Source organism: Mesorhizobium sp. M0239 (assembly GCF_040321815.1).
Lineage (GTDB): Bacteria > Pseudomonadota > Alphaproteobacteria > Rhizobiales > Rhizobiaceae > Mesorhizobium.
In genome coordinates this window covers 1-21,408 of the sequence record NZ_JAMYSG010000053.1, presented here as the reverse complement: position 1 = coordinate 21,408, position 21,408 = coordinate 1, and the positions used below count along the sequence as shown (strand labels likewise).

General features: G+C 63.4%; 19 protein-coding genes and 1 pseudogene. 11 read left to right on the top strand and 9 right to left on the bottom strand.

Annotation, left to right across the window (positions count from 1 at the left end):
- Positions 1 to 137: 137 nt before the first annotated feature.
- The 3 genes from NKI99_RS32375 to NKI99_RS32365 form a co-directional block, all read right to left on the bottom strand.
- The gene (locus tag NKI99_RS32375; protein WP_128302888.1) at positions 138 to 983 is read right to left on the bottom strand and encodes an aldo/keto reductase; all 846 of its coding nucleotides are present in this window, start codon (positions 981 to 983) and stop codon (positions 138 to 140) included.
- An 86-nt stretch (positions 984 to 1,069) separates the two neighbouring features.
- Positions 1,070 to 1,462 carry a CopM family metallochaperone gene (copM, locus tag NKI99_RS32370; RefSeq protein WP_128302887.1) on the bottom strand — a complete coding sequence of 131 codons (393 nt, stop codon included), beginning with the start codon at positions 1,460 to 1,462 and terminating at the stop codon, positions 1,070 to 1,072.
- Positions 1,463 to 1,504: 42 nt separating this feature from the next.
- Positions 1,505 to 4,009 (bottom strand): heavy metal translocating P-type ATPase, encoded by a 2,505-nt coding sequence (locus NKI99_RS32365; RefSeq protein ID WP_128302886.1) that lies wholly within the window; start codon positions 4,007 to 4,009, stop codon positions 1,505 to 1,507.
- A 187-nt stretch (positions 4,010 to 4,196) separates the two neighbouring features.
- On the opposite strand from NKI99_RS32365, the gene NKI99_RS32360 reads away from it, so the two are divergent.
- The 3 genes from NKI99_RS32360 to murJ all read left to right on the top strand — a co-directional run bounded on the left by NKI99_RS32360 (position 4,197) and on the right by murJ (position 9,540).
- The gene (locus tag NKI99_RS32360; RefSeq protein ID WP_128302885.1) at positions 4,197 to 5,015 is read left to right on the top strand and encodes a glycosyltransferase family 25 protein; all 819 of its coding nucleotides are present in this window, start codon (positions 4,197 to 4,199) and stop codon (positions 5,013 to 5,015) included.
- 78 nt (positions 5,016 to 5,093) lie between these two features.
- Positions 5,094 to 7,895, top strand: a complete 2,802-nt coding sequence (locus NKI99_RS32355; RefSeq protein WP_023811636.1) for a [protein-PII] uridylyltransferase — start codon at positions 5,094 to 5,096, stop codon at positions 7,893 to 7,895.
- 46 nt (positions 7,896 to 7,941) lie between these two features.
- A complete protein-coding gene (gene murJ / locus NKI99_RS32350; protein WP_023811635.1) occupies positions 7,942 to 9,540 on the top strand; it encodes a murein biosynthesis integral membrane protein MurJ in 1,599 nt (532 codons plus the stop codon).
- A 61-nt stretch (positions 9,541 to 9,601) separates the two neighbouring features.
- Here murJ and NKI99_RS32345 read toward each other — a convergent pair whose 3' ends face one another.
- Positions 9,602 to 9,799: a hypothetical protein gene (locus NKI99_RS32345; protein WP_050592693.1), complete on the bottom strand. Its 198-nt coding sequence runs from the start codon at positions 9,797 to 9,799 to the stop codon at positions 9,602 to 9,604.
- 546 nt (positions 9,800 to 10,345) lie between these two features.
- On the opposite strand from NKI99_RS32345, the gene trpS reads away from it, so the two are divergent.
- The 3 genes from trpS (at position 10,346) to NKI99_RS32330 (ending at position 12,724) form a co-directional block, all read left to right on the top strand.
- Entirely contained in the window at positions 10,346 to 11,413 is a 1,068-nt protein-coding gene (gene trpS, locus NKI99_RS32340; RefSeq protein WP_023811632.1) for a tryptophan--tRNA ligase, read from the top strand.
- A gap of 93 nt (positions 11,414 to 11,506) precedes the next feature.
- Entirely contained in the window at positions 11,507 to 11,998 is a 492-nt protein-coding gene (locus tag NKI99_RS32335; protein ID WP_013528063.1) for a universal stress protein, read from the top strand.
- 156 nt (positions 11,999 to 12,154) lie between these two features.
- The gene (locus NKI99_RS32330; protein ID WP_023811631.1) at positions 12,155 to 12,724 is read left to right on the top strand and encodes a NifU family protein; all 570 of its coding nucleotides are present in this window, start codon (positions 12,155 to 12,157) and stop codon (positions 12,722 to 12,724) included.
- Between the two features lie 114 nt (positions 12,725 to 12,838).
- On the opposite strand, the gene NKI99_RS32325 is transcribed toward NKI99_RS32330, so the two are convergent.
- Positions 12,839 to 13,456: a L,D-transpeptidase gene (locus tag NKI99_RS32325; RefSeq protein ID WP_013528066.1), complete on the bottom strand. Its 618-nt coding sequence runs from the start codon at positions 13,454 to 13,456 to the stop codon at positions 12,839 to 12,841.
- A 226-nt stretch (positions 13,457 to 13,682) separates the two neighbouring features.
- On the opposite strand from NKI99_RS32325, the gene cueR reads away from it, so the two are divergent.
- The 5 genes and pseudogenes from cueR (at position 13,683) to NKI99_RS32300 (ending at position 16,984) form a co-directional block, all read left to right on the top strand.
- A complete protein-coding gene (gene cueR, locus NKI99_RS32320; protein ID WP_023811630.1) occupies positions 13,683 to 14,105 on the top strand; it encodes a Cu(I)-responsive transcriptional regulator in 423 nt (140 codons plus the stop codon).
- Positions 14,106 to 14,164: 59 nt separating this feature from the next.
- On the top strand, positions 14,165 to 14,596 hold the full coding sequence (locus NKI99_RS32315) for an OsmC family protein (protein ID WP_352613503.1): 432 nt from the start codon (positions 14,165 to 14,167) through the stop codon (positions 14,594 to 14,596).
- A 947-nt stretch (positions 14,597 to 15,543) separates the two neighbouring features.
- A pseudogene (locus NKI99_RS32310) lies at positions 15,544 to 15,875 on the top strand (SMR family transporter).
- A gap of 326 nt (positions 15,876 to 16,201) precedes the next feature.
- The gene (locus NKI99_RS32305) at positions 16,202 to 16,390 is read left to right on the top strand and encodes a hypothetical protein (protein ID WP_127289952.1); all 189 of its coding nucleotides are present in this window, start codon (positions 16,202 to 16,204) and stop codon (positions 16,388 to 16,390) included.
- 93 nt (positions 16,391 to 16,483) lie between these two features.
- Positions 16,484 to 16,984 (top strand): MmcB family DNA repair protein, encoded by a 501-nt coding sequence (locus NKI99_RS32300; protein WP_023811626.1) that lies wholly within the window; start codon positions 16,484 to 16,486, stop codon positions 16,982 to 16,984.
- A gap of 16 nt (positions 16,985 to 17,000) precedes the next feature.
- Here the strand turns inward: NKI99_RS32300 and nhaA are convergent, their stop codons facing one another.
- The 4 genes from nhaA to NKI99_RS32280 all read right to left on the bottom strand — a co-directional run.
- The gene (nhaA, locus tag NKI99_RS32295; protein WP_352613501.1) at positions 17,001 to 18,209 is read right to left on the bottom strand and encodes a Na+/H+ antiporter NhaA; all 1,209 of its coding nucleotides are present in this window, start codon (positions 18,207 to 18,209) and stop codon (positions 17,001 to 17,003) included.
- A 63-nt stretch (positions 18,210 to 18,272) separates the two neighbouring features.
- On the bottom strand, positions 18,273 to 18,836 hold the full coding sequence (locus tag NKI99_RS32290; protein WP_013528072.1) for an ActR/PrrA/RegA family redox response regulator transcription factor: 564 nt from the start codon (positions 18,834 to 18,836) through the stop codon (positions 18,273 to 18,275).
- Between the two features lie 85 nt (positions 18,837 to 18,921).
- A complete protein-coding gene (locus NKI99_RS32285) occupies positions 18,922 to 20,253 on the bottom strand; it encodes an ActS/PrrB/RegB family redox-sensitive histidine kinase (RefSeq protein ID WP_128302879.1) in 1,332 nt (443 codons plus the stop codon).
- Positions 20,254 to 20,279: 26 nt separating this feature from the next.
- Positions 20,280 to 21,408 (bottom strand): ATP-dependent helicase C-terminal domain-containing protein (locus tag NKI99_RS32280; protein ID WP_502905568.1); only part of this gene is annotated, 1,129 nt, incomplete at its 5' end.

The following is a 21,408-nucleotide window of genomic DNA, read 5'->3' as shown; positions in this document are numbered from 1 at the left end:
ACGATAAGTGACAAAACTGTTCGCGATGTCCTCGCACACCTGTTCGCGATGTCTCCGGTCCAAACACCCCCTTGCGGGGGAGATGTCCGGCAGGACAGAGGGGGGTGTGACGGAACGGGCCTTCGCTATCTGCGCGCCTAAATCATCTCCAGCCCGCGTTTGCGCGTCGGTGGCGGAAAGCCACGGTCGAGATCGGCGATGTCCTGAGGCGTAAGCTTGATGTCGAGCGCGGCGACATTCTGGCGGACGTGCTCCTGGCTGCTGGCCTTCGGAATGGCGATGACGCCGGCCTGATGCATCACCCAGGCCAAGGCGATCTGGGCGGCCGTGGCGTTGTGGCGGGCGGCGACGGCGTCGAGCCTGGCATTGCGCGCCAGCGCGCCCTGCTCGACCGGCGAATAGGCCATCAAGGGAATGTTGCGCTGCCGGCTCCAACGCGCCAGGTCGAATTCGAGGCCACGCCGGACCAGATTGTAGAGCACCTGGTTGGCCTGGACACTGCCGCCATCGGGCAAGGAGGTCAGCTCTTCCATCTCGTCGGTGTCGAAATTGCTGACGCCCCAGTGGCGGATCTTGCCGGCCTTTTTCAGGGCCTCGAAGGCCGCGACGGTTTCCGTCAATGGCACGCTGCCGGGCCAATGCAGCAGATAGAGATCGATGCGGTCGGTGCGCAGGCGTTTCAGGCTGTTTTCGCAGGCGCGCTGCACGCCCGCGCGCGAAGCATTTGATGGCAGAACTTTCGAAACCAGGAAGGTCTCGTCGCGGCGCCCGGCAATGGCTTCGGCCACCACCTCCTCGGCGCCGCCGCTGGCATACATTTCGGCGGTGTCGATCAGTGTGATGCCGAGGTCGAGGCCGAGCTTGAGGGCGTTGACCTCAGAGGTGCGGCGATTGTTATTCTCGCCCATCTTCCATGTGCCCTGGCCAAGCACCTGAACTGCTTCGCCAGAGGGCAGTTTGGTGGTTCTGATGGTCGATGGCATGGCGGGCTCCAGTTGGGGCTGGATCGCATCATAGGCTGGACGAGAAATCCAGAGGCGTTCTCGCCGCGCTGGCTATGGCTGAAGACTTACTTCACCGGATGGGCGGCGAGCCAGGCCTGCATCTGCTTGATCTCGGCTTCCTGCGCGGCGATGACGCCTTCGGCGAGCTTGCGGATTTCCGGGTCCTTGCCATTGGCAAGTTCGACCTTGGCCATGTCGATCGCACCCTGATGGTGCGGGATCATGCCTCTGACGAAATCGACGTCGGCATTGCCGGTATAGTCGGACGCCATCATGTCGGCATGCATCTTGTCCATCGCCGCCTTGTAGCCTTCGGTCGAAGGGCTGGTCGCATCCGCCGCCATAGCGCCCATGTCGTGTTTCATTTCCTCACTCTGCGCCGGAACGCTTTCGAGGAAGACGGCAACCAGCATTCCGGCCGCCATCAGCAGCAGCACGAGTTTTTTGGCCAAGGTCATTCATGGTCTCCTGTTGAGTGGTTTCGTATTTGGGGGCTTGGATCAGAGTTTCAATGTTCTCAGCCGCAATGCGTTTGCGATCACCGACACCGAAGACAGACTCATCGCCGCGGCCGCCAGCATCGGCGACAGAAGCGTGCCGGTGAGCGGATAGAGCACGCCGGCGGCGACCGGCACGCCCAGCACATTGTAGAGGAAGGCGAAGAACAGATTCTGACGGATGTTGCGGATCGTCGCCTGCGCCAGCGTGCGGGCGCGCACGATACCGTTGAGGTCGCCCTTGACCAGAGTGATACCGGCGCTTTCGACGGCGACATCGGCGCCGGTGCCCATGGCGATGCCGACATCGGCGGCGGCAAGGGCCGGTGCGTCGTTGACGCCGTCCCCGGCCATGGCAACGCCGGCGCCTTTTGCGCGCAGTTCCTCGACAAGGGCTGCCTTCTGTTCCGGCAGCAGGCCGGCGCGGACCTCGTCGATGCCGAGGCTTCTGGCGATCGCGTTGGCCGTGCGTTCATTGTCGCCGGTTGCCATGATGATCCGCAAGCCGCTTTCATGCAGCGCCTTGATCGCCTCGGCCGTCGTTGCCTTGATAGGGTCGGCGACGGCGACGATGCCGGCCAGTTTTTTGTCGACAGCGACGAACATCGCCGTCTTGCCTTCGAGTTGCAACGCCTCGGCCTTGGCCGAGATGGATGCGATGTCGACGCCAAGGTCGGCCATCATCGCGGCATTGCCGAGCGCGACCGTCTTTCCCGAGACCGAACCGGACACGCCCTTGCCGGTGACCGCCTCGAAGGCGCTGGCCTCGGCAACTGTCACGCCGCGCGTAGCGGCGCCGTCGACGATGGCTTCAGCCAGCGGATGCTCCGACCCCTTCTCCAGACCGGCGGCAAGCGCCAGCAATTCCTCCTCGGAAAAACCGTTTGCCGCAACGACATCGGTCAGCTTCGGCCGGCCTTCGGTCAGCGTCCCCGTCTTGTCGACGATCAGCGTGTCGACGGAAGCGAAGCGTTCGAGTGCTGCGGCCTCCTTGATCAGCACACCGGCATGCGCTCCGCGCCCGGTGGCGGTCATGATCGACATCGGCGTGGCAAGGCCGAGCGCACAGGGGCAAGCGATAATCAGCACCGACACCGCCGAGACGATGGCAAAGATCAGGCTGGGCTCGGGTCCAAACACGGCCCAGGCGGTGAAAGCGACAATAGCGACAAGGACGACGGCCGGGACAAAGTAGAAAGAAACGCGATCGGCCAACCCTTGAATCGGGGCGCGCGAGCGCTGCGCCTTGGCGACTAGCTCGACGATGCGCGCCAGCGTCGTCTCGGCGCCAACCTTCTCAGCGCGCATGATCAGCGCACCATTCTTGTTGAGCGTGCCGCCGGTCAGCGCATCGCCCTCGACCTTCTCGACCGGCAACGGCTCGCCCGTGATCATCGATTCGTCGATCGAGGACCGCCCTTCCAGCACCGTGCCATCGACCGGCACGGCGTCACCGGGGCGTATGCGCAGGCGATCGCCGGCCTTGACGGCGTCGAGGGGCACGTCGTTTTCGGAACCATCGGCGGCAATCAGCCGCGCGGTCTTCGGCGCCAGATCGAGCAAGGCGCGGATCGCCGAACCGGTCTTTTCACGGGCGCGCAGCTCCAGCACCTGACCAAGGAAGACCAGCGCAACGATGACGGCGGCAGCCTCGAAATAGACGGGCACCGCACCGCCATGGCCGCGGAACTGATGCGGGAAAATGTCCGGAAACAGCGTGGCGACGACGCTGTAGAGATAGGCAGCGCCAACGCCGAGCGAGATCAGCGTCCACATGTTGGGGCTGCGGTTGACCAGCGAGTCCCAGCCGCGGTGGAAGAAGGGAAAGGCGGCCCAAAGCACCACCGGACTTGCCAGGACCAGTTCGATCCAGACCTTTGTCCGGTCCTCGACCAGGCCTTCAAACATCAAGCCGATCATGGGCGCCATTGCGATGATCAGAAGGGGGACCGAAAGGACAGCGCTCACCCAAAACCGCCTGGTGAAATCGACCAGCTCGGGATTTGGCCCTTCATCGCCCGTCGGCACGCCCATCGGCTCCAGCGCCATGCCACAGATCGGGCAGGATCCTGGCTTGTCGCGGATGATTTCGGGATGCATCGGGCAGGTGTATTGCGTGCCTTTGGGCATCGGCTGCGGTGCCGGCCTGTCGCCGAGATATTTTTGCGGCTCCGCCTCGAATTTCGCCTGGCAGGCGGCCGAGCAGAAGTAAAAGCCCTGGCCTTCGTGGCGGGCAAAGTGCCTGGCTGTCGCGCGATCGACGCTCATACCGCAGACCGGATCGGTGGCCGTCAGGAATTTTTCCGGCTCGGCGACGAATTTCGTGCGGCAGCCCTGGCTGCAGAAATGATAGGGATGGCCATCATGCTCGGTCGTCGGCTTGCCGGCGACCGGATCGACAGTCATGCCGCAGACCGGATCGCGGACGACGCTCTTCGTGGTGGGCACGGCGCCTTTTGTCGAGCAGCAGCTACTATGCGCGTGATGATCGTGATCGGAATGCGTCATTCGAAAATGCCTTGATTTATCGGCGTGTGACGTGGAGATAGGGCTTCCAGTAACTGGAAGGTCAAGGGCTGTTTCGACTTTTCTTCTCCGGTCCACGGCGCGTCCATCCTCCCCCAGAAAAAGTCTCACGCGGCAACACCACGCCTGCTAGAGAGCGAGCGTCCCGGGGGTGAGATTTTCTTTGGCAATGAAGCGTCTGGTCATCAATCTCGATCGGTCTCCCGATCGCCTTGCCCGTGTGACGGCGGAGTTTGCCCGCATCGGCGTCCCGTTCGAACGCGTTCAGGCCATCGACGCACGGGATCGGCCGGACCTGGACCAGCTGCCGCAAAATGTCGGATATCGGAACAGGCTGCCATTGACTGACGGCGAGATCGCCTGCCTGCTCAGTCACCGGGCCTGCTGGGCCGCCATAGCGCAAGGCGACGCTCGCTACGGGGCAATCTTCGAGGACGACATCGTCTTTGCCGCGAAAGCCGGCGCATTGCTTCGCGACAGCAACTGGATTCCAGCCGATGCCGAAGTCGTCAAGCTCGAAAGCTATTTTTGCAAGACCGTGATCCGACGCAAGCGCATTGACATCGGTCACGGCTTTTCCACATCCAAACTCGACGCTGGACATATAGGAACCGCCGGCTACATCATCTCCAGGCAAACCGCGCTCGACCTGATCAAGGCCACCGAGGAGATCGGCATCGCTGTCGACGACCTTGTCTTCAACCCCGAGTTTTCGGTTTTGCGAGGCGAGACAATCTATCAGCTTGTTCCTGCGCTCTGCGCGCAAGATCAGTTCCTTGGCGACAGGGCGCTCCAATTGCCAAGCCTGCTCAGGGAAAAGCGGGATATCCAGTGCGCCGCCGGGACCGGGAAACGCAGAAAGACAGCCATAGCGAAGGTCAAAGCCGAGGCTCGGCGGATAGGCAAGCGCATTGTCGATTTCTGTCGACTGAAGCGGAGAATGGTTATTCCATTTACTTATCCGAGCCAAAGCTCAACCGGGTCTTGAACCGGCTTTCAACGCCCCATACCCAGCGCCACGAAAACGCGCTATAGACGCCGCCGAACGGCAAGGCCGACTGGATATATGGCAAGAATCTCCCTGAAGCTCGACGAATTGATCGACGGCGAAGCCTTGCGCCGCGAGATGACCGCGCTGACCGCGGCCACGGCGGATGATGGCTCAGGGCAGGCCGCGCGCAATGGCGTGCTCCAACTGCTCAAGGGACGACTGGCGGAAGGGCGCGCCATTGCCGAACGAATGCTGATGGACGATGGCGGCGGCAGCGCCTGCGCGGCGCGGCTGTCGCATCTCATGGACGAGATCATCCGGGCGCTTTACGATTTCGCCGTCACCCATGTCTACCGGGTCAAGAACCCGTCCTCGGCGGAGCGCATGGCCGTCGTCGCTGTCGGCGGCTACGGCCGTGGAACGCTGGCGCCCGGATCCGACATCGACCTTCTGTTCCTGCTGCCCTACAAGCAGACGCCGTGGGGCGAACAGACAGTCGAATACATGCTCTACATGCTGTGGGACCTGGGGCTGAAGGTCGGCCACGCCACCCGTAACATCGACGAATGCCTGCGCCTGTCGCGCACCGATGTCACCATTCGCACCTCGATCCTCGAAGCACGTTTCCTGTGGGGCGAGGAAAAGCTCTATGATGAACTGATGCTGCGGTTCGATCATGAGGTGGTGCGCACGACCGGCCCCGAATATGTCCAGGCCAAGCTTGCCGAACGCGATGACCGCCATGCCAAGGCCGGCGAAAGCCGCTATCTGGTCGAGCCCAACGTCAAGGACGGCAAGGGCGGCCTGCGCGACCTGCAGACGCTGTTCTGGATCGGCAAATATTTCTATCGGGTGCGTACCGGCGAGGAACTGGTCGACAAGGGCGTCTTCACCGAGGGCGAATACCGCGAGTTCCAGAAGGCGGAGGATTTCCTGTGGGCGGTACGCTGCCACATGCATTTCCTCACCGGCAAGGCCGAAGAGCGGTTGCATTTCGACATCCAGCGCGAGATCGCCGAACGGCTCGGCTACACCACACACCCCGGCCTGTCGGCGGTCGAGCGCTTCATGAAGCACTACTTCCTCGTTGCCAAGGACGTCGGCGACCTGACCCGCATCTTCTGCGCGGCGCTCGAGGAGGAGCAGGCCAAGCACGTTCCTGGCTTCAACCGCATCTTCCTGACTTTCTCCAGGCGCAAACGCAAGCTGGCCGGCACCTCCGATTTCATTGTCGACAACCACCGCATCAACATCGCCGACGACCAGGTGTTCGAGCGCGATCCGGTCAATCTGCTCAGGCTGTTCTGGTTCGCCGACAAGCACGGTCTGGAATTCCACCCTGACGCGCTCAAGCTGCTGACCCGTTCGCTCGGCCTGGTCAACAAGTCGCTGCGGCGCGACGAGGAGGCCAACCGGCTGTTCCTCGACATATTGACCTCGGATCGCAATGCCGAACTCAATCTGCGTCGCATGAACGAAGCCGGACTGCTCGGCAAGCTGATCCCGGATTTCGGCAAGATCGTCGCCATGATGCAGTTCTCGATGTACCACCACTACACGGTGGACGAGCATCTGATCCGCTGCATCGGCGTGCTGGCCGAGATCGAGCGCGGCGACGGCGAAAAGGTCCACCCCCTCTCGCACACGCTGATGCCGAGCCTGAAGAAGAGCCGCGAAGCGCTCTATGTCGCCGTACTGCTGCACGACATCGCCAAGGGCAGGCCGGAGGACCATTCCGAGGCGGGGGCCAGGATCGCCCGTCGGATCTGCCCGCATATGGGGCTGTCGCCTGCCGATACCGAAACCGTGGCCTGGCTGGTCGAGAACCACCTCGTGATGTCGATGACGGCGCAGACCCGCGACCTCAACGACCGCAAGACCATCGAGGATTTTGCCGCGATCGTGCAGTCGGTCGAGCGGCTGAAGCTGCTTTTGATCCTCACCGTCTGCGACATCAGGGGCGTCGGACCCGGTGTCTGGAACGGCTGGAAGGGCCAGCTGCTGCGCACGCTCTACTACGAGACCGAATTGCTGCTGACCGGCGGGTTTTCGGAAGTGTCGCGCGCGCAGCGCACGGCGGCGGCGCGCGAGCGCCTGGCCGAGGCGCTTGCCGACTGGCCGGACAAGGCCCGCAAGCGCTATGTCGGCCAACACTACGAGAATTACCTTTTGACCGTCGATCTCGCAGACCAGTTGCGCCATGCCGAGTTCATCCGCGAAGCGGACGTGTCAGGCAACAAGCTTGCCACCATGGTCAAGACCCACCAGTTCGAGGCGGTGACCGAAATCACCGTGCTGGCGCAGGACCACCCCCGCCTGCTCTCTGTCATCGCCGGGGCTTGCGCCGGAGCCGGCGGCAACATTGTCGACGCGCAGATCTTCACGACGTCGGATGGCCGCGCGCTCGACACGATCCTGATCAGCAGAGAATTCGATCGCGACGAGGACGAGCGCCGGCGCGCCGAACGTGTCGGCCGGCTGATCGAGGACGTGCTGTCGGGCAAGAGCTGGCTGCCGGAAATGATCGAGAAGCGCACCAAGCCGCGGCGCGGCTCCAAGGTGTTCAAGATCCCACCGCGTGCCGAAATCCGCAACACGCTGTCGAACCGTTTTTCGGTCATCGAGGTCGAGGGCCTCGACCGGCCGGGACTGCTGTCGGAGATCACCGGAACGCTTTCCGACCTGTCGCTCGACATCGCATCGGCCCACATCACCACCTTCGGCGAAAAGGTCATCGACACTTTCTATGTCACCGATCTCACTGGCCAGAAGATAGATAGCCCGGCCCGCATCGCCACCATCCGCAATCGGCTGATGGCAACGCTCGAAGGCATCGTGCCCGAACGCGGCGGCAAGCCCAGGGCGGCGGCCGAGTGACAACGACCATCACTTTGTCCCAATTGCGCAGGCAGTTCCCAAAAGCATGAGCCTCGTCAAGAAATTCGCAACGGTCGCTTCCGGCACGCTGATGAGCCGCGCGCTCGGTTTCGGCCGCGAGATGCTGATGGCTGCTGCACTCGGTACCGGACCGGTTGCCGATGCCTTCAACGCCGCTTTCCAGTTTCCCAACACCTTTCGCCGGCTGTTTGCCGAGGGGGCCTTCAACGCCGCCTTCGTGCCGCTGTTCGCCAAGGAGATCGAGACCCACGGTACCGAAGGCGCCAAGCGCTTTTCCGAGGAAGTGTTCGGCGTGCTGTTCACGGCGCTGCTGGCGCTGACGATCATCATGGAACTGTCGATGCCGCTGATCGTGCGCTATCTGGTGGCGCCGGGTTTTGCCGGCACGCCGGGGAAGTTCGACACCACGGTGACGCTGGCAACGATCATGTTTCCCTATCTGATCTGCATGTCGCTGGGCGCGATGATGGCGGGCATGCTGAATTCGCTGCGCCGCTATTTCGCCGCCGCGGTGGCCCCGGTGTTCCTCAACATCATCCTGATCGGCGTGCTCGCCTATGCCTGGTACAAGGGCTCGGATGCCCTCACCGTCGGCTACGGGCTGTCCTGGGGCGTGCTTGCCGCCGGACTGGTGCAACTGGCGATCGTCTGGGTGGCGGTGCGCCACGCCGGCATCTCGATCGGCTTCCGCCGGCCGAAAATGACGCCCGCGGTCAAGCGGCTGCTGATCCTGGCGCTGCCGGCGGCCATCACCGGCGGCATCACCCAGATCAACCAGCTGATCGGCACGGCGATCGCCTCGGCACAGAACAGCGCGGTGTCCTCGCTCGCCTATGCCGACCGCATCTACCAGTTGCCGCTCGGCGTGGTCGGTGTTGCGGTGGCGATCGTGCTGTTGCCCGAACTGTCGCGGGCGCTGAAGTCGGGCAATCTGATCGAGGCGGCCAATCTGCAGAACCGCTCGGTCGAGTTCACGCTGTTCCTGACCTTGCCGGCAGCCGCGGCACTCTGGGTGATGTCTGAGCCGATCGTGCGGCTGGTCTATGAGCGCGGCGCGTTCGCCGCCAACGGATCGACGCCGACGGTGGCGGCGATCCTGGCGATCTTCGGCCTCGGCCTGCCGGCCTTCGTGCTGATCAAGGCGTTCACCCCAGGCTATTTCGCCCGCGAGGACACGCGCACGCCGATGATCTTTGCCGCCATCTCGGTGGCGGTGAACGTCACCACGGCGCTGACGCTGTTTCCACGGATGGGGGCGCCCGGCATTGCGGTGGCCTCGGCCGTCGCCGGCTGGGTCAACGCGGTGATGCTGCTCGGCGTCTTGATCCGGCGCGGCCATTGGGGCCGCGACGTACCGCTGATGAAGCGCATTCCACGTCTGGTGCTGTCCGCCGTGGTGATGGGCGCTGCGCTCTATTTTGCCGAACACTGGTTCGCCATCAGGCTTGGGCCGGGCTCGCCGCTGGTGGTCAAGGCGGCGACGCTGCTGTCGCTGGTTGCCGGTGGGGCGCTGCTTTATTTCATCACCGCGTTTGCCACCGGCGGCGCCGATTTCGGGATGATCCGGCGCAATGTCGGACGGAAAGGATCGCCGCCGACTAGGGAACAGTCTCCAGATCCGTGAGCCGGAATTTATTGCAATGTCCCACCCCTCATTGCGACGATAGCGGCTGCTTCGACAAACATTAGTCTTCTCCAGACAATTCGTCGTAGACGGAGGGTGGCAAGGTGTTGCGCGCCTGCCCCCTCAGTTCAATTCCGAGTTCGGCCCGAAGCCGTGCCGCGGTCTCCAGCGGCGTCTCGCGGCTGCGCCTGCGCTGCAGTGCCTCTTGCATACCGACCACGCCGGCGGGGCGCTTCTGACCTTCAGATCCGGTGGGCATTCAAGGCGTCTCCTCCAAGGTCGCTATGTAATGCACCCGGCTGCCGCTCGCGTACATGATGAAGTGCTTGTTGCCAAAGCGGTCGTTTTTGACAGTGAGCGACGTAGTGAAGCGCGGAGCGTTTCGTGGCAATGGGGTCGTGGCGACGGGTGGCAGATGGCTCGCGGCTAGCCGCGATAGAAGCACGACTAATTGCCCTTCGGCCAGCGACTTCTCTGGGATGGAATCCTCCCATTGATCGGGCGCCCCGTGGCGTACAATCTTCCAAACTCGCGCCAAGTCTCCGGCCCCTGCTTTCCGCGAAGCATATAGGTGCTTTTGCATATTTCAAATTTCAAACTGAGACACTCCCGGTTTCTTGTCTCTGTTCCTTGTAGTCTGCTCCAAGGCCCAATGGCCTCTTGATCCTCTCACCGCTCTCGTCCATAAGCGCGCCGTCGCAAGACTTTCGCCGCGCGCGGTTTCCAGCCGCGTGATTGGCTCCGAAAAGTCTGCAACTTTTCGGAATCACACTTATACGGCCCTCCACAAGCCATGAGGACAATCATGACCGCCTTCAAGCCACTCGTCTTTTCCGGTGTCCAGCCGACCGGCAATCTGCACCTCGGCAACTATCTCGGCGCCATCAAGAAATTCGTCGCCCTGCAGGACACCTCCGATTGCATCTATTGCGTCGTCGACCTGCATTCGCTGACAGCTCAACTCGTTCATGAAGACCTAGCCGACCAGACGCGGTCGATCACCGCTGCGTTCCTGGCCTCGGGCATCGACCCGAAGAAGCACATCGTCTTCAATCAGTCGCGGGTCATGCAGCATGCGGAGCTCGCCTGGATCTTCAATTGCGTGGCGCGCATCGGCTGGATGAACCGCATGACGCAGTTCAAGGACAAGGCCGGCAAGGACCGCGAGAACGCGTCGCTCGGCCTGCTAGCCTATCCTTCGCTGATGGCTGCCGACATCCTGCTCTACCGTGCCACCCACGTGCCGGTGGGCGAGGACCAAAAGCAGCATCTGGAACTCACACGCGACATCGCGCAGAAATTCAACAACGACTTCTCCGACCGCATCGCGGCCCTTGGCATCGGCGTCGAGATGCAGGTCGGCGAAGAGACCGTGAACGGCTATTTCCCGCTGACCGAGCCGGTCATCGGTGGGCCGGCGGCGCGCATCATGTCGCTGCGCGACGGCTCCAAGAAAATGTCCAAATCGGACCCGTCGGATTTGTCGCGCATCAACCTGACCGACGATGCCGATGACATCTCGAAGAAGATTCGCAAGGCCAAAACCGACCCGGAAGCGTTGCCGAGCGAGCTGGACGGCCTGGCCGGCCGGCCCGAGGCGGAGAACCTGGTCGGCATCTATGCGGGTCTCGCCGAGATGTCGAAGGCGGATGTACTCAAGGAATTCGCCGGCCAGCAGTTTTCCGTGTTCAAGCCGGCCTTGGCCGATCTTGCAGTGGAAAAACTGGCGCCGATCGCCAGCGAGATGCGCCGCATTTCGGATGACCGCGCCTATGTCGACGCGGTGCTCAAGGATGGCGGCGAGCGCGCCGGCGTGCTGGCCGAAGCGACGATGAAGACGGTGCGCGACATTATCGGCCTGCTGCAGGGCTGATCGCGACATCGGGTGCACTGGCACAAGGCCGGCGGCTTGCCGCCGGTCCCCCGCAGTGGCAGATTGCGGCCGCACGACACCGAGTAGATAGACATGGTCTCCAAACGCCTCAGCCGCGAAGCCGGCCATCGCAGGAAATTCCTGACGATCATCGACGACACGCCGGAATGCGAGCGCGCCGTCGCCTATGCCTCGAAACGGGCGCAGAGCACCAGCGGCACGCTGGTGCTGCTCTATGTCATCGTGCCGGACGATTTCCAGCATTGGCTGGGTGTCGAGAAGATCATGCGCGAGGAAGCCAACGCCACGGCGCGCGCCGCACTCGACAGCTATGCCAACAAGGTGCGCCAGAAGCTCGGCATCGAGCCCGAGATGGTGGTGCGCGAAGGCAAGCCGACGGAAGAGATCCACAAATTGATCGAGGAAGACCAGGACATCGCCATCCTGGTGCTGGCCGCCGGTGCGGGCAAGGAAGGCCCGGGGCCGCTGGTCGGCGCCGTGGCCGGCAAGGGTGCCGCCTTCCCGATCCCGGTGACTGTCGTGCCGCAGAACCTGTCGGACGAGGAAATAGACAGCCTGGCCTGAGATTTTGCTCTTCAGGTGATGCCGCTCCGATTTTGGGCGCGAAAAAACATTCCGCCAGCCAGCCGTTCCGGCGATGCGTTTCGCTTGAATGTCCATCCAATTGAGCCTATTTAGAATTGTTCCAAACTAGATGCCCAAACGGGCACGGAGACGGCCATGTTCATCCAGACCGAATCGACGCCAAACCCGGCGACGCTGAAATTCCTGCCCGGCAAGGAAGTGCTTCTGGAAGGCACCGCCGATTTCCGCGATGCCGACAGCGCCGCCGTCGCCTCGCCGCTGGCCGGCCGGCTGTTCGAAATTCCTGGCGTCACCGGCGTTTTCTTCGGCTATGACTTCATCACCGTGACCAAGGATGGCCCCGACTGGCAGCATCTGAAGCCGGCGATCCTCGGCGCCATCATGGAGCATTTCATGTCCGGCGCGCCTGTCATGGCCAAGGCTGGCCCGGCCGCAGAGACCAGCCAGACCGGTGAGTTCTACGACAAGGCCGACGAGGAGCTGGTCATCACCATCAAGGAACTGCTCGATACACGGGTGCGCCCGGCGGTCGCCCAGGATGGAGGCGACATCACCTTCCGCGGCTTCGAGAACGGCACGGTGTTCCTGCACATGAAGGGCGCCTGCGCCGGCTGCCCGTCCTCGACGGCGACGCTGAAGCACGGCATCCAGAACCTTCTGCGCCATTTCGTGCCGGAAGTGCAGCAGGTCGAGCAGGTCTCGTAGAGACCTCCTTCTCGAGGCATTAGAGAGCAAACAACAAAAAACCGGGCCGAATTGCCCGGTTTTCTGCTTGGGACGTCCGTTGTTGCCTAGACGGTCCGCGTACGAAAACTGCCTCTAGAGAACGATGACCTTGGCGCCGACCGAGGCGCGGTCATAGAGGTCGATAATGTCCTGATTCATTAGGCGGATGCAGCCAGACGACATAGCCTTGCCGATCGAATTCCATTCCGGGCTGCCATGCAGGCGATAGCCCGAATCGCCGCCCTTGTTGAACAGGTACATGGCGCGCGCGCCGAGCGGGTTCTTCAGGCCCGGCTCCATGCCGCCGGCAAACTTTTCCAATTCCGGCTGGCGCTGGATCATCTGCCTCGGCGGTGTCCAGGTCGGCCATTCGCGCTTGAGCGCAATGTGGGCGGTGCCATGCCACTCGAAGCCCTCGCGGCCGACGCCGATGCCGTAGCGAATGGCCCTGCCGTCGCCCTCGATGAAGTAGAGGAACTTGTTCTGCGTATCGACTATGATCGTGCCCGGCTTTTCCGGGCTGTCGTAGTTCACTTCCTGCCGATGGTACTTCATCGGCACTTTCTCGATCGGGATCCGCGGCAGCTGATAACCGGCGTCGGTGACCGCGCCGTAGTCGTTGGAGAAGATCTGCGAGCCGATGGTGCTGCAACCGGCGATAGCAGTGGAGAGCGCCAGTGCGGCGATGATTGCAAACGACTTCATGCGCATCAGGTGATCCGGTGCCCCGCCCAACTTCGGCGGCACGAGTCGGCCGCTCTCTCATCGTCATTCATGCTGGCATTTGCTTTGCTTGCCAAGCGCGCGATGCCTATATGCCTGCCTTGACGTACCGGTAAGCGTATCACTATGGCATTTTGGCAACAGGACTCACAGGATTGTGAAGCAAATTCAAGGGGCCTGCTCCATGGGCTCCTGGAAATCGAGGAGAACCGTCATGAATGTCGGTGACGCCGCCCACCGCTCCGGCCTGCCGGCCAAGACTATCCGCTACTATGAAGAGATCGGCCTGATCGCCCCGGCGCGGGCCGCCAACGGCTACCGCGATTATTCCGGAGACGACATCCATCGGCTGGCCTTCCTGCGCCGCGCGCGCAATCTGGGCTTTTCCATCGACGATTGCCGCCAGTTGATGGCGCTTTACCAGGATCGCAGCCGCGCCAGCCACAACGTGCGCGAAATCGCCGCCGCCCATGTCACGGCGATCGAGGAGAAAGTGCGCGAGTTGCAGTCGATGCGCTCGACGCTGCAGAAACTGATCCATGCCTGCCACGGCGACGAAAGGCCGGATTGTCCGATCCTTGATGACATGGCGGGAGCGGCGTTGCTCAGCGACAGGGGCACCTCTGCGGCTGCATAATGACCCTACGTCGACGAGGCCCGACGCCTGGTCGACTCCTGCCGGGAGGACGTCCACAAATGGTCTCGATGAGCGTCGAACTGCGCAATATGGGGGGCACGCAGGCGGCCATGGGCTGGGCCGGCGGCCACACGATCATCGTCGACCGGCCCGAAGGCAAGGCCGGCGGCATGGGCCTGGGCTTCAATGGCGGCCAGCTGCTCGCCCTGGCGATCGGCGGCTGCTTCTGCAACGACCTTCGCTACGTTGCCGAGGAAATGGGCATAACGCTCAACAAGATCGCCGTGACCGTGACGCTGAACCTCGAAGGCAAGCCTTTGCTCGCGACTTCGTCAACCATGACGGTTTCCTGCACGACGCTGGACGGCTCCGACCCGGCGGAGATCATCACAAGGGCCGCGGCGATTTCCACGGTCAGCAACTCCCTGCGCCAGGGCGTGCCGGTGAGCATCGAAACGGACGCAACGGCGACCGGCTTGTCGGAGGAATGATCCCCGGGAACAGGCGCATTTGGCCGCGTGGATTGTCAGAGATCGCTAAATAGGCCCACCGCCGGCACAGCAGAGCGATTGATCCAATTTTCTTCGGCATCTGGGCGCGTCAATCTGACGCGCTATGTCTTCCCTTGTTGCAATGATCAACGATGGAGATTGGCATGGATCGGCGATTGTTTCTGACTAGAATGCTTGGGCTGGCAGGGGCTGCGACCGTCGTCGCAATCGCGCGTCCTGCCACCGCCTTGGCCGGCATCCCCAATACGGGGCCGGGCATTCTCGATGAGCTCGACAAACCGTCCGACGACATTCTCGACCCGGATGGTCCCGATGTCCAGGACGGCGTCGAGTTCGTGCGGCACCGCAGGTGGCACCGCCGCCGTCGTCGACGCGGGTGGAGGCGGGTTTGCCGTCGCTATTGGCGCCACGGTTCCTGGCGCCGCAGGTGTTTCCGCAGATCCTTCTGGATCCACTTCTGACGAGACCTGCAACGCGAAGGTCCCGGAGTCCGGCGCCTTCGCTATCGCTGCAGGCTTGAACCCAATCGGTAAAAAAGGCCCGCCGCCCCTCGGCAGCGGGCAGGTCCTGGAGTGCCGGGGGATCAACCCGGCATGGGTCAACGAACGGGTCACCGGTTGGTTGCAGGGATCGGCCCGGTAGCCTTCCTTTGGGTGGACCGCCACCGGGCCTGACCGGAGCGGGGTGTATTGGGGGAGCCCCGGCTGCTTCGAAAATATCACCTTTCACTTATATTCGCTCTAGCTAATTAACAGGAGCGACGCAGCCCGGAGTGTAGCTGGGTGGGCCTCATCGGACAGGCGCGCGCCCTTGCAATCGACGAGACTCTGCGCCGCTCGCGGCGAGGCACGATCACGGGAAAGTGAACGTGACGCCATCGTAGCGTTCTGATCATTAGATGCCTCCCGCCACTGGAGGTTCATCGAATGCCAGCTTATGCCATTCTTGCCCTGGCTATTGTCGGTGAGGTCATCGCGACCAGCGCGATAAGGCCTCGGAAGGCTTCACCAGGCTTGGCCCGTCGATGTTGGTGCTGCTCGGTTACGCCACGGCGTTTTTCTTTCTGTCCCAGGTGCTGGACCGCATACCGGTCGGCGTTGCCTATGCAGTATGGGCGGGCGGCGGCATTGTTCTGGTCGCGCTGGTCGCTTGGATTGTCTACGGGCAACGGCCCGACGTGGCAGGTTTTGTCGGCATGGGCCTGATCTTGGCTGGAGTGCTGGTTTTAAACCTGCTGTCCAAAACGGGCGTTCGTTGAGGTCCGACAACTACACGATCGCCTACATAAAGGCGGTTATATATTTGACAGGCCTAACGCCAAAATGGCCGGCGCAGGTTGCCGGATGAATGATGATCCGCGCCGGCCACTGCGGCTTCTTTGAGGGGTTGCCGCCTGCCGGGAGCTAGAGCGCGCGAATTGGCCGGCAATTGAGGCCCAGCCGCTTGGTTAAAAATGTACAGTGAATCCTTATTGAAGCCACCTCACAGCGTATTAAAATCCCAAGGTCACCGGCTACGGGTTAACGGCGCACCGGTGATTGAGAGTAACGCTAAGCTCCCGCCCTTATGGATGGGAGGTTGGCCATGTCTCAGTTCGATAGCTCGGTATCGGCTTTTGACTGCGATATTTTGCGCAGCGCGTTCATAAAAATCGTCATCCAGAAGAACATTCCAGAGGACAAATGGCGGGCCGAGGCCGAGCTTTTGATCCGGGAGTATACGGATAGCGACGACATTGAGCCCGGTTTAGCGGAATGGATCGCGCGGAAGTAGCCCGCGATGAAAGAGTGGAAGCCCGACGATTACCTGAAAGCGCCCACATAAAACAGGTTCAAACCGTGAACAGAATCTGGCATGGTGCCTGGCATGCCGATCATCTCCCCCATCCCCATCAATCCTCTCATCGACGGCCGCCAGTCCGAACGCGCCATGCTGGTGCGGCGCGGCGTACAGCGGCTGCTCATGGATATGGGCGCACATGTGTTGCCCGAGCTGTCGCTGGCCACGGGCCGCCGCGCCGACCTCGTCGCGCTGACCCGGCAGGGCGATATCTGGATAATCGAGATCAAATCCTCGATCGAGGATTTCAGGGTCGACCGCAAATGGCCCGACTACCGGCTGCATTCCGACCGCTTCTTCTTCGCCACCCATCCCGGCGTGCCCTCGGAAATCTTTCCGCAGGAATGCGGCTTCATCCTTTCCGACGGCTATGGCGCCGAGATCCTGCGCGATGCGCCCGAGCACCGCATGGCAGCGGCAACGCGCAAGGCGCTGATGCTGCGGGTCGCGCGGGCCGGCGCTTCGCGGCTGCTGGCGGCAGAGCTTGCCGGCGTGTCGGTGCCGGCGCTGGAGGGTGAGAGCGAGTAACGGCCCGTCCTTCAGTCTATGACCGGCTCTGCTCTTCATCGTCCTCCACGCCACCCTTGGCGGGCGCCATGAGCAGCACGGCAGCACCCAGAATGGCGGCGATGAAGGAGCCGGCGAGGATGCCGACCTTGACCGCGTCCTGCAGCGCCACGTCGCCGGCGAAGGCGAGCAGGCCGATGAACAGGCTCATGGTGAAGCCGATGCCGCACAGCAGCGATATGCCGATCATGTGCGTCCAGCCGGCATTGGCGGGCAGGTCGGCAAGACCGAGCCGGATCGCAAGTGCCGAGGAGCCGAACACGCCGACCAGCTTGCCAACCACCAGGCCGGCGGCGACACCCAGCGTCAACGGCTCGATCAGCGCACTGACGCTGAGGCCGGCCAGCGAAACGCCGGCATTGGCAAAGCCGAAGATCGGGATGACGACGAAGGCCACAATCTTGTGCAGGCCGTGCTCGAGCCGGTGCAGCGGCGAATGGTCGAGATCGTGGCCGATGCCGGCGGAGCGCTCAAGCGGGATGGTCAGCGCCAGCGCCACGCCGGCGAGCGTGGCATGGACGCCGGATTTCAGCACCAGCATCCACAAGATGACGCCGAGCACGAGATAGGGAACCAGCGTCATCACCCGCATGCGGTTGAGCACGACAAGCGCGGCAATGACGGCGAAGGCAGCACCCAGATAAGCCAGCGACAGGCCGCTGGTGTAGAAGATGGCGATGATGATGACGGCACCGAGGTCGTCGATGATCGCCAGTGCTGTGAGGAACACCTTCAGCGAAGCCGGCACGCGGCTGCCGAGCAGCGACAGCACGCCGAGCGCGAAAGCGATGTCGGTGGCGGTCGGGATCGCCCAACCGGACAGGGCGGCCGCATTGTTGCGGTTGACGGCCACATAGACGAGTGCGGGAACCACCATGCCGCCGGCGGCTGCAATGCCGGGCAGCACGCGCCGGGGCCAGGTGGAGAGCTGGCCGTCCAGCATCTCGCGCTTGATCTCCAGTCCGACGAGCAGGAAGAACACCGCCATCAGCCCGTCATTGACCCAATGCGAGACGCTGAGCGGGCCGAGATAGGCGTGGAGCGCGGAGAAATAGGTTTCGGCGAGCGGCGAATTGGCGACGATCAGGGCCAGTGCCGCCGCCACCATCAGGATGATGCCGCCAGCCGCTTCACTATCGAGGAATTCGCGGAAGACGGAAACCGGCCGATGCTTCAAGTCCTGCATGTCGCCTCCGTCATGCCGTCTGTTTTGGCGGGCTTCGATCCCGCAAGATGGCAAACGGCGGCCTTAACGCGGCGCCCGCTTGGCCAGTATGCGCTGCAAGGTGCGTCGGTGCATGTTGAGCCGGCGCGCTGTCTCGGAGACGTTGCGCTCGCACATCTCATAGACGCGCTGGATATGCTCCCATCGAACGCGGTCGGCTGACATCGGGTTTTCCGGCGGCGCCGCGCGCTCGCCGGCGGTGCGGGTGAGTGCCGCGAAGATATCATCGGCGTCGGCGGGCTTGGAGAGATAATCGACCGCACCGAGCTTCACCGCGGTCACCGCGGTGGCGATGTTGCCGTAGCCGGTCAGGATGATGGTGCGGGAATCCTCGCGCTTTTCGCGGATGGCCGCGACCACGTCGAGGCCGTTGCCGTCGCCGAGCCGCATGTCGACCACGGCGTAGGCGGGTGGATTGGCGCGCGCCTTGGCAACCGCCTCCTCGACGCTCTCGGCCGTCTCGACCACGAAGCCTCTAGCTTCCATGGCGCGGGCCAGACGCGTGAGGAACGGCTTGTCGTCATCGACGACAAGCAGCGAGGTGTCCTCGCCTTCAACCATTGCGCCAATATTCTCGTCGCCTGTCATAGTCTCAAAATTCCTGCTGCCTTAATTTTACGCAAATATAGTTCCTGAGCCTCCTTGTCCAATTTTTAGAGGTCCTTCAAGGCTCTCAGGCGGTGTCGAACATGCTGGCCGAAGTGATTTCCGGATTGAGGAACACACCACGCGGCCACGATATCTGGACCATGGCGCCCTCGCCCAGGCCGCTCGAATTGCGGAAATCGAGCACGGCACCAGAGCGTTCGAGCAGGGTCTTGGCGATGAACAGGCCGAGGCCCAGACCGCCGCCGGTTTCATTGCCCTGGCGCGTCGACATATAGGGCTCGCCGATGCGGTCGATGATCTCGGCCGGAAAGCCGGGGCCGTCATCGATGATCGAGAAGGTGACGGTGGCCTCGTCCCAGCTCCAGCGCACGGTGACGCTTTTGCGGGCAAAATCGACGGCGTTCTCGACCAAGTTGCCGAGGCCGTAGATGACGCCCGGATTGCGTCGCCCGACCGGCTCGGGGCCGATGCGTTCGCCGGGCCGAAGCTTGATCGAGATGCCGAAGTCCCGGTGCGGCGCGGTGACCTCCTCGACCAGCGAAGTCAATGGCAACCGCGAAAGATGCGCCTCGCCCTCGGAGGACAGGCTGGTCAGCCGCTTGAGAATCTCGCGGCAACGCTCGCTCTGCGAACGCAACAGCGTCACGTCTTCCCCGTATTTCGGATCCTTGCCGAGCGCCTTTTCCATCTCCTTGGCGACAAGCGCGATGGTGGCGAGCGGCGTGCCGAGCTCGTGCGCGGCCGCGGCGGCCAGCCCGTCGAGTGCCGAAAGGTGCTGCTCGCGCTGCAGCACGAGCTCGGTTGCGGCGAGCGCATTGGCAAGAAGCCGGGCTTCGGCGGCCACCCGGAAGGCGTATATGGCGGTGAAGGCGATCGAGGACAGCACCGCCATCCACATGCCGGCGACATAGAGAAAAGGCATCGCCAGCGGCGCGTCCTCATGCCAGGGCAGCGGCAGATGGACAAAGACCAGAAAGGTCGCCGCCGACATGACCAGCCCACCGAGGATGGCGGTCAGGCGCAGGGGCAGCGATGTCGCCGAAATGACGACAGGCACGGTCATCAGCAGCGAGAACGGGTTGGTGAGGCCGCCGGTCATGTAGAGCAGGCCGGCAAGCTGCAGGCTGTCGAAGATGAGGATGCCGAAGGCCGCAAGCGGCGTGAGCCGGTGCGCCGCCGGAAAGCGAAAGGCGAGAAACAGGTTCATCCAGGCCGAACAGGCGATTAGGGCAAAGCAGAGGCTGACCGGCAGTGGAAACTTCAGCCCATAGGCGACGACGAGCACCGTCAGGCTCTGACCGACAATGGCAAGCCAGCGCAACCGGATCAGCGTGTTGAGGCGCAGTCTCTGGCTCTGCTGGAAATCGGGCGAACGCAAAACGTTGATCATGGCCATGAATTACAGCCGTAGGACCAGGAACGCTAGGTCCCGCGCGGTTTGGCGCGGGCGGTGGCGGCGGCGAGCAGCGGGTTTTCCGGCCAGACATGCTTGGGATAGCGGCCGCGCATGTCGGCGCGCACATCGGCCCAGGAGCCGCGCCAGAAGCCGGGCAGGTCGCGCGTCGTCTGGATTGGCCGGTGCGCCGGCGACAGGAGTTCGAGCGTCAGCGGCACGGCGCCATTGGCGATCGAAGGATGGCGGTCGAGGCCGAACAGCTCCTGCACGCGAACCGCCAGCACCGGCCATTCGCCGTCATAGCGGATCGGCACATGGCTGCCCGACGGGGCATCGAAATGGGTCGGCGCCAGCGTATCGATCCTGCGCTGCAGATCATGCGGCACGAGGCTGGTCAGTCCGGCCGAGACAACGCCCGCATCGATGGCGGCAAACGATGCCGCGCCGGCGAGGTAAGGCAGCAGCCAGTCGTCGAGGCGCTCGATGAGGGCGGCATCCGCCATGTCGGGCCAGGGCGCGCCAAGGCCGCGATGCAGCCAGCCAAGCCGCTGGCGCAGCGTTTGCGCCTCCTTGCTCCAATTCAGCAGCGACAGCCCGTGCTGGCGCACCGCATCGAGGACGGCGCGATCAGCGTCAGCACCGATTGGCGGCGGCAGCATGCGCTCGGCAAGCGTGATGGCGCCAAGGCGCACTGTTTCGCGGACGCGCACGGCGCGCTTGTCGCGGTCGAAGCTCGTTTCACGGCGGACCTCGATCCTGTCCGCCAGCGCAGCGCGGACATCGTCCTCGCCGATCGCCGCCGCCGCCGTGATGCGCGCATTCTGTGCCTTGCCCTGCAAGTCGGCGACGACCAGAAACGGCTCGCCCGCCAGCGGATCGCCGGCGTCGAGCATGGCGCCGGAGCCGTTGGCCAGCACGAAACGGCCACGCTCGCCACGCGCCTTCGCCACCCGATCCGGCCAGGCGTGGACGAGCAGGGGACCGGCTGACTTACCCTCCCCCTTGTGGGGAGGGTCGGCGAGCGCGCCTTGCGCAGCAAGGCGAGGGAGACGGGGTGGGAGTGCAGCGCTCGGCCTGGGGCCCCCCCCCCCCCCGCCCCGGGGGGGGCCCCCCCCCCCCCCCGGGGGGGGGGGGGGGGGGGGCCGCCCCCCCCCC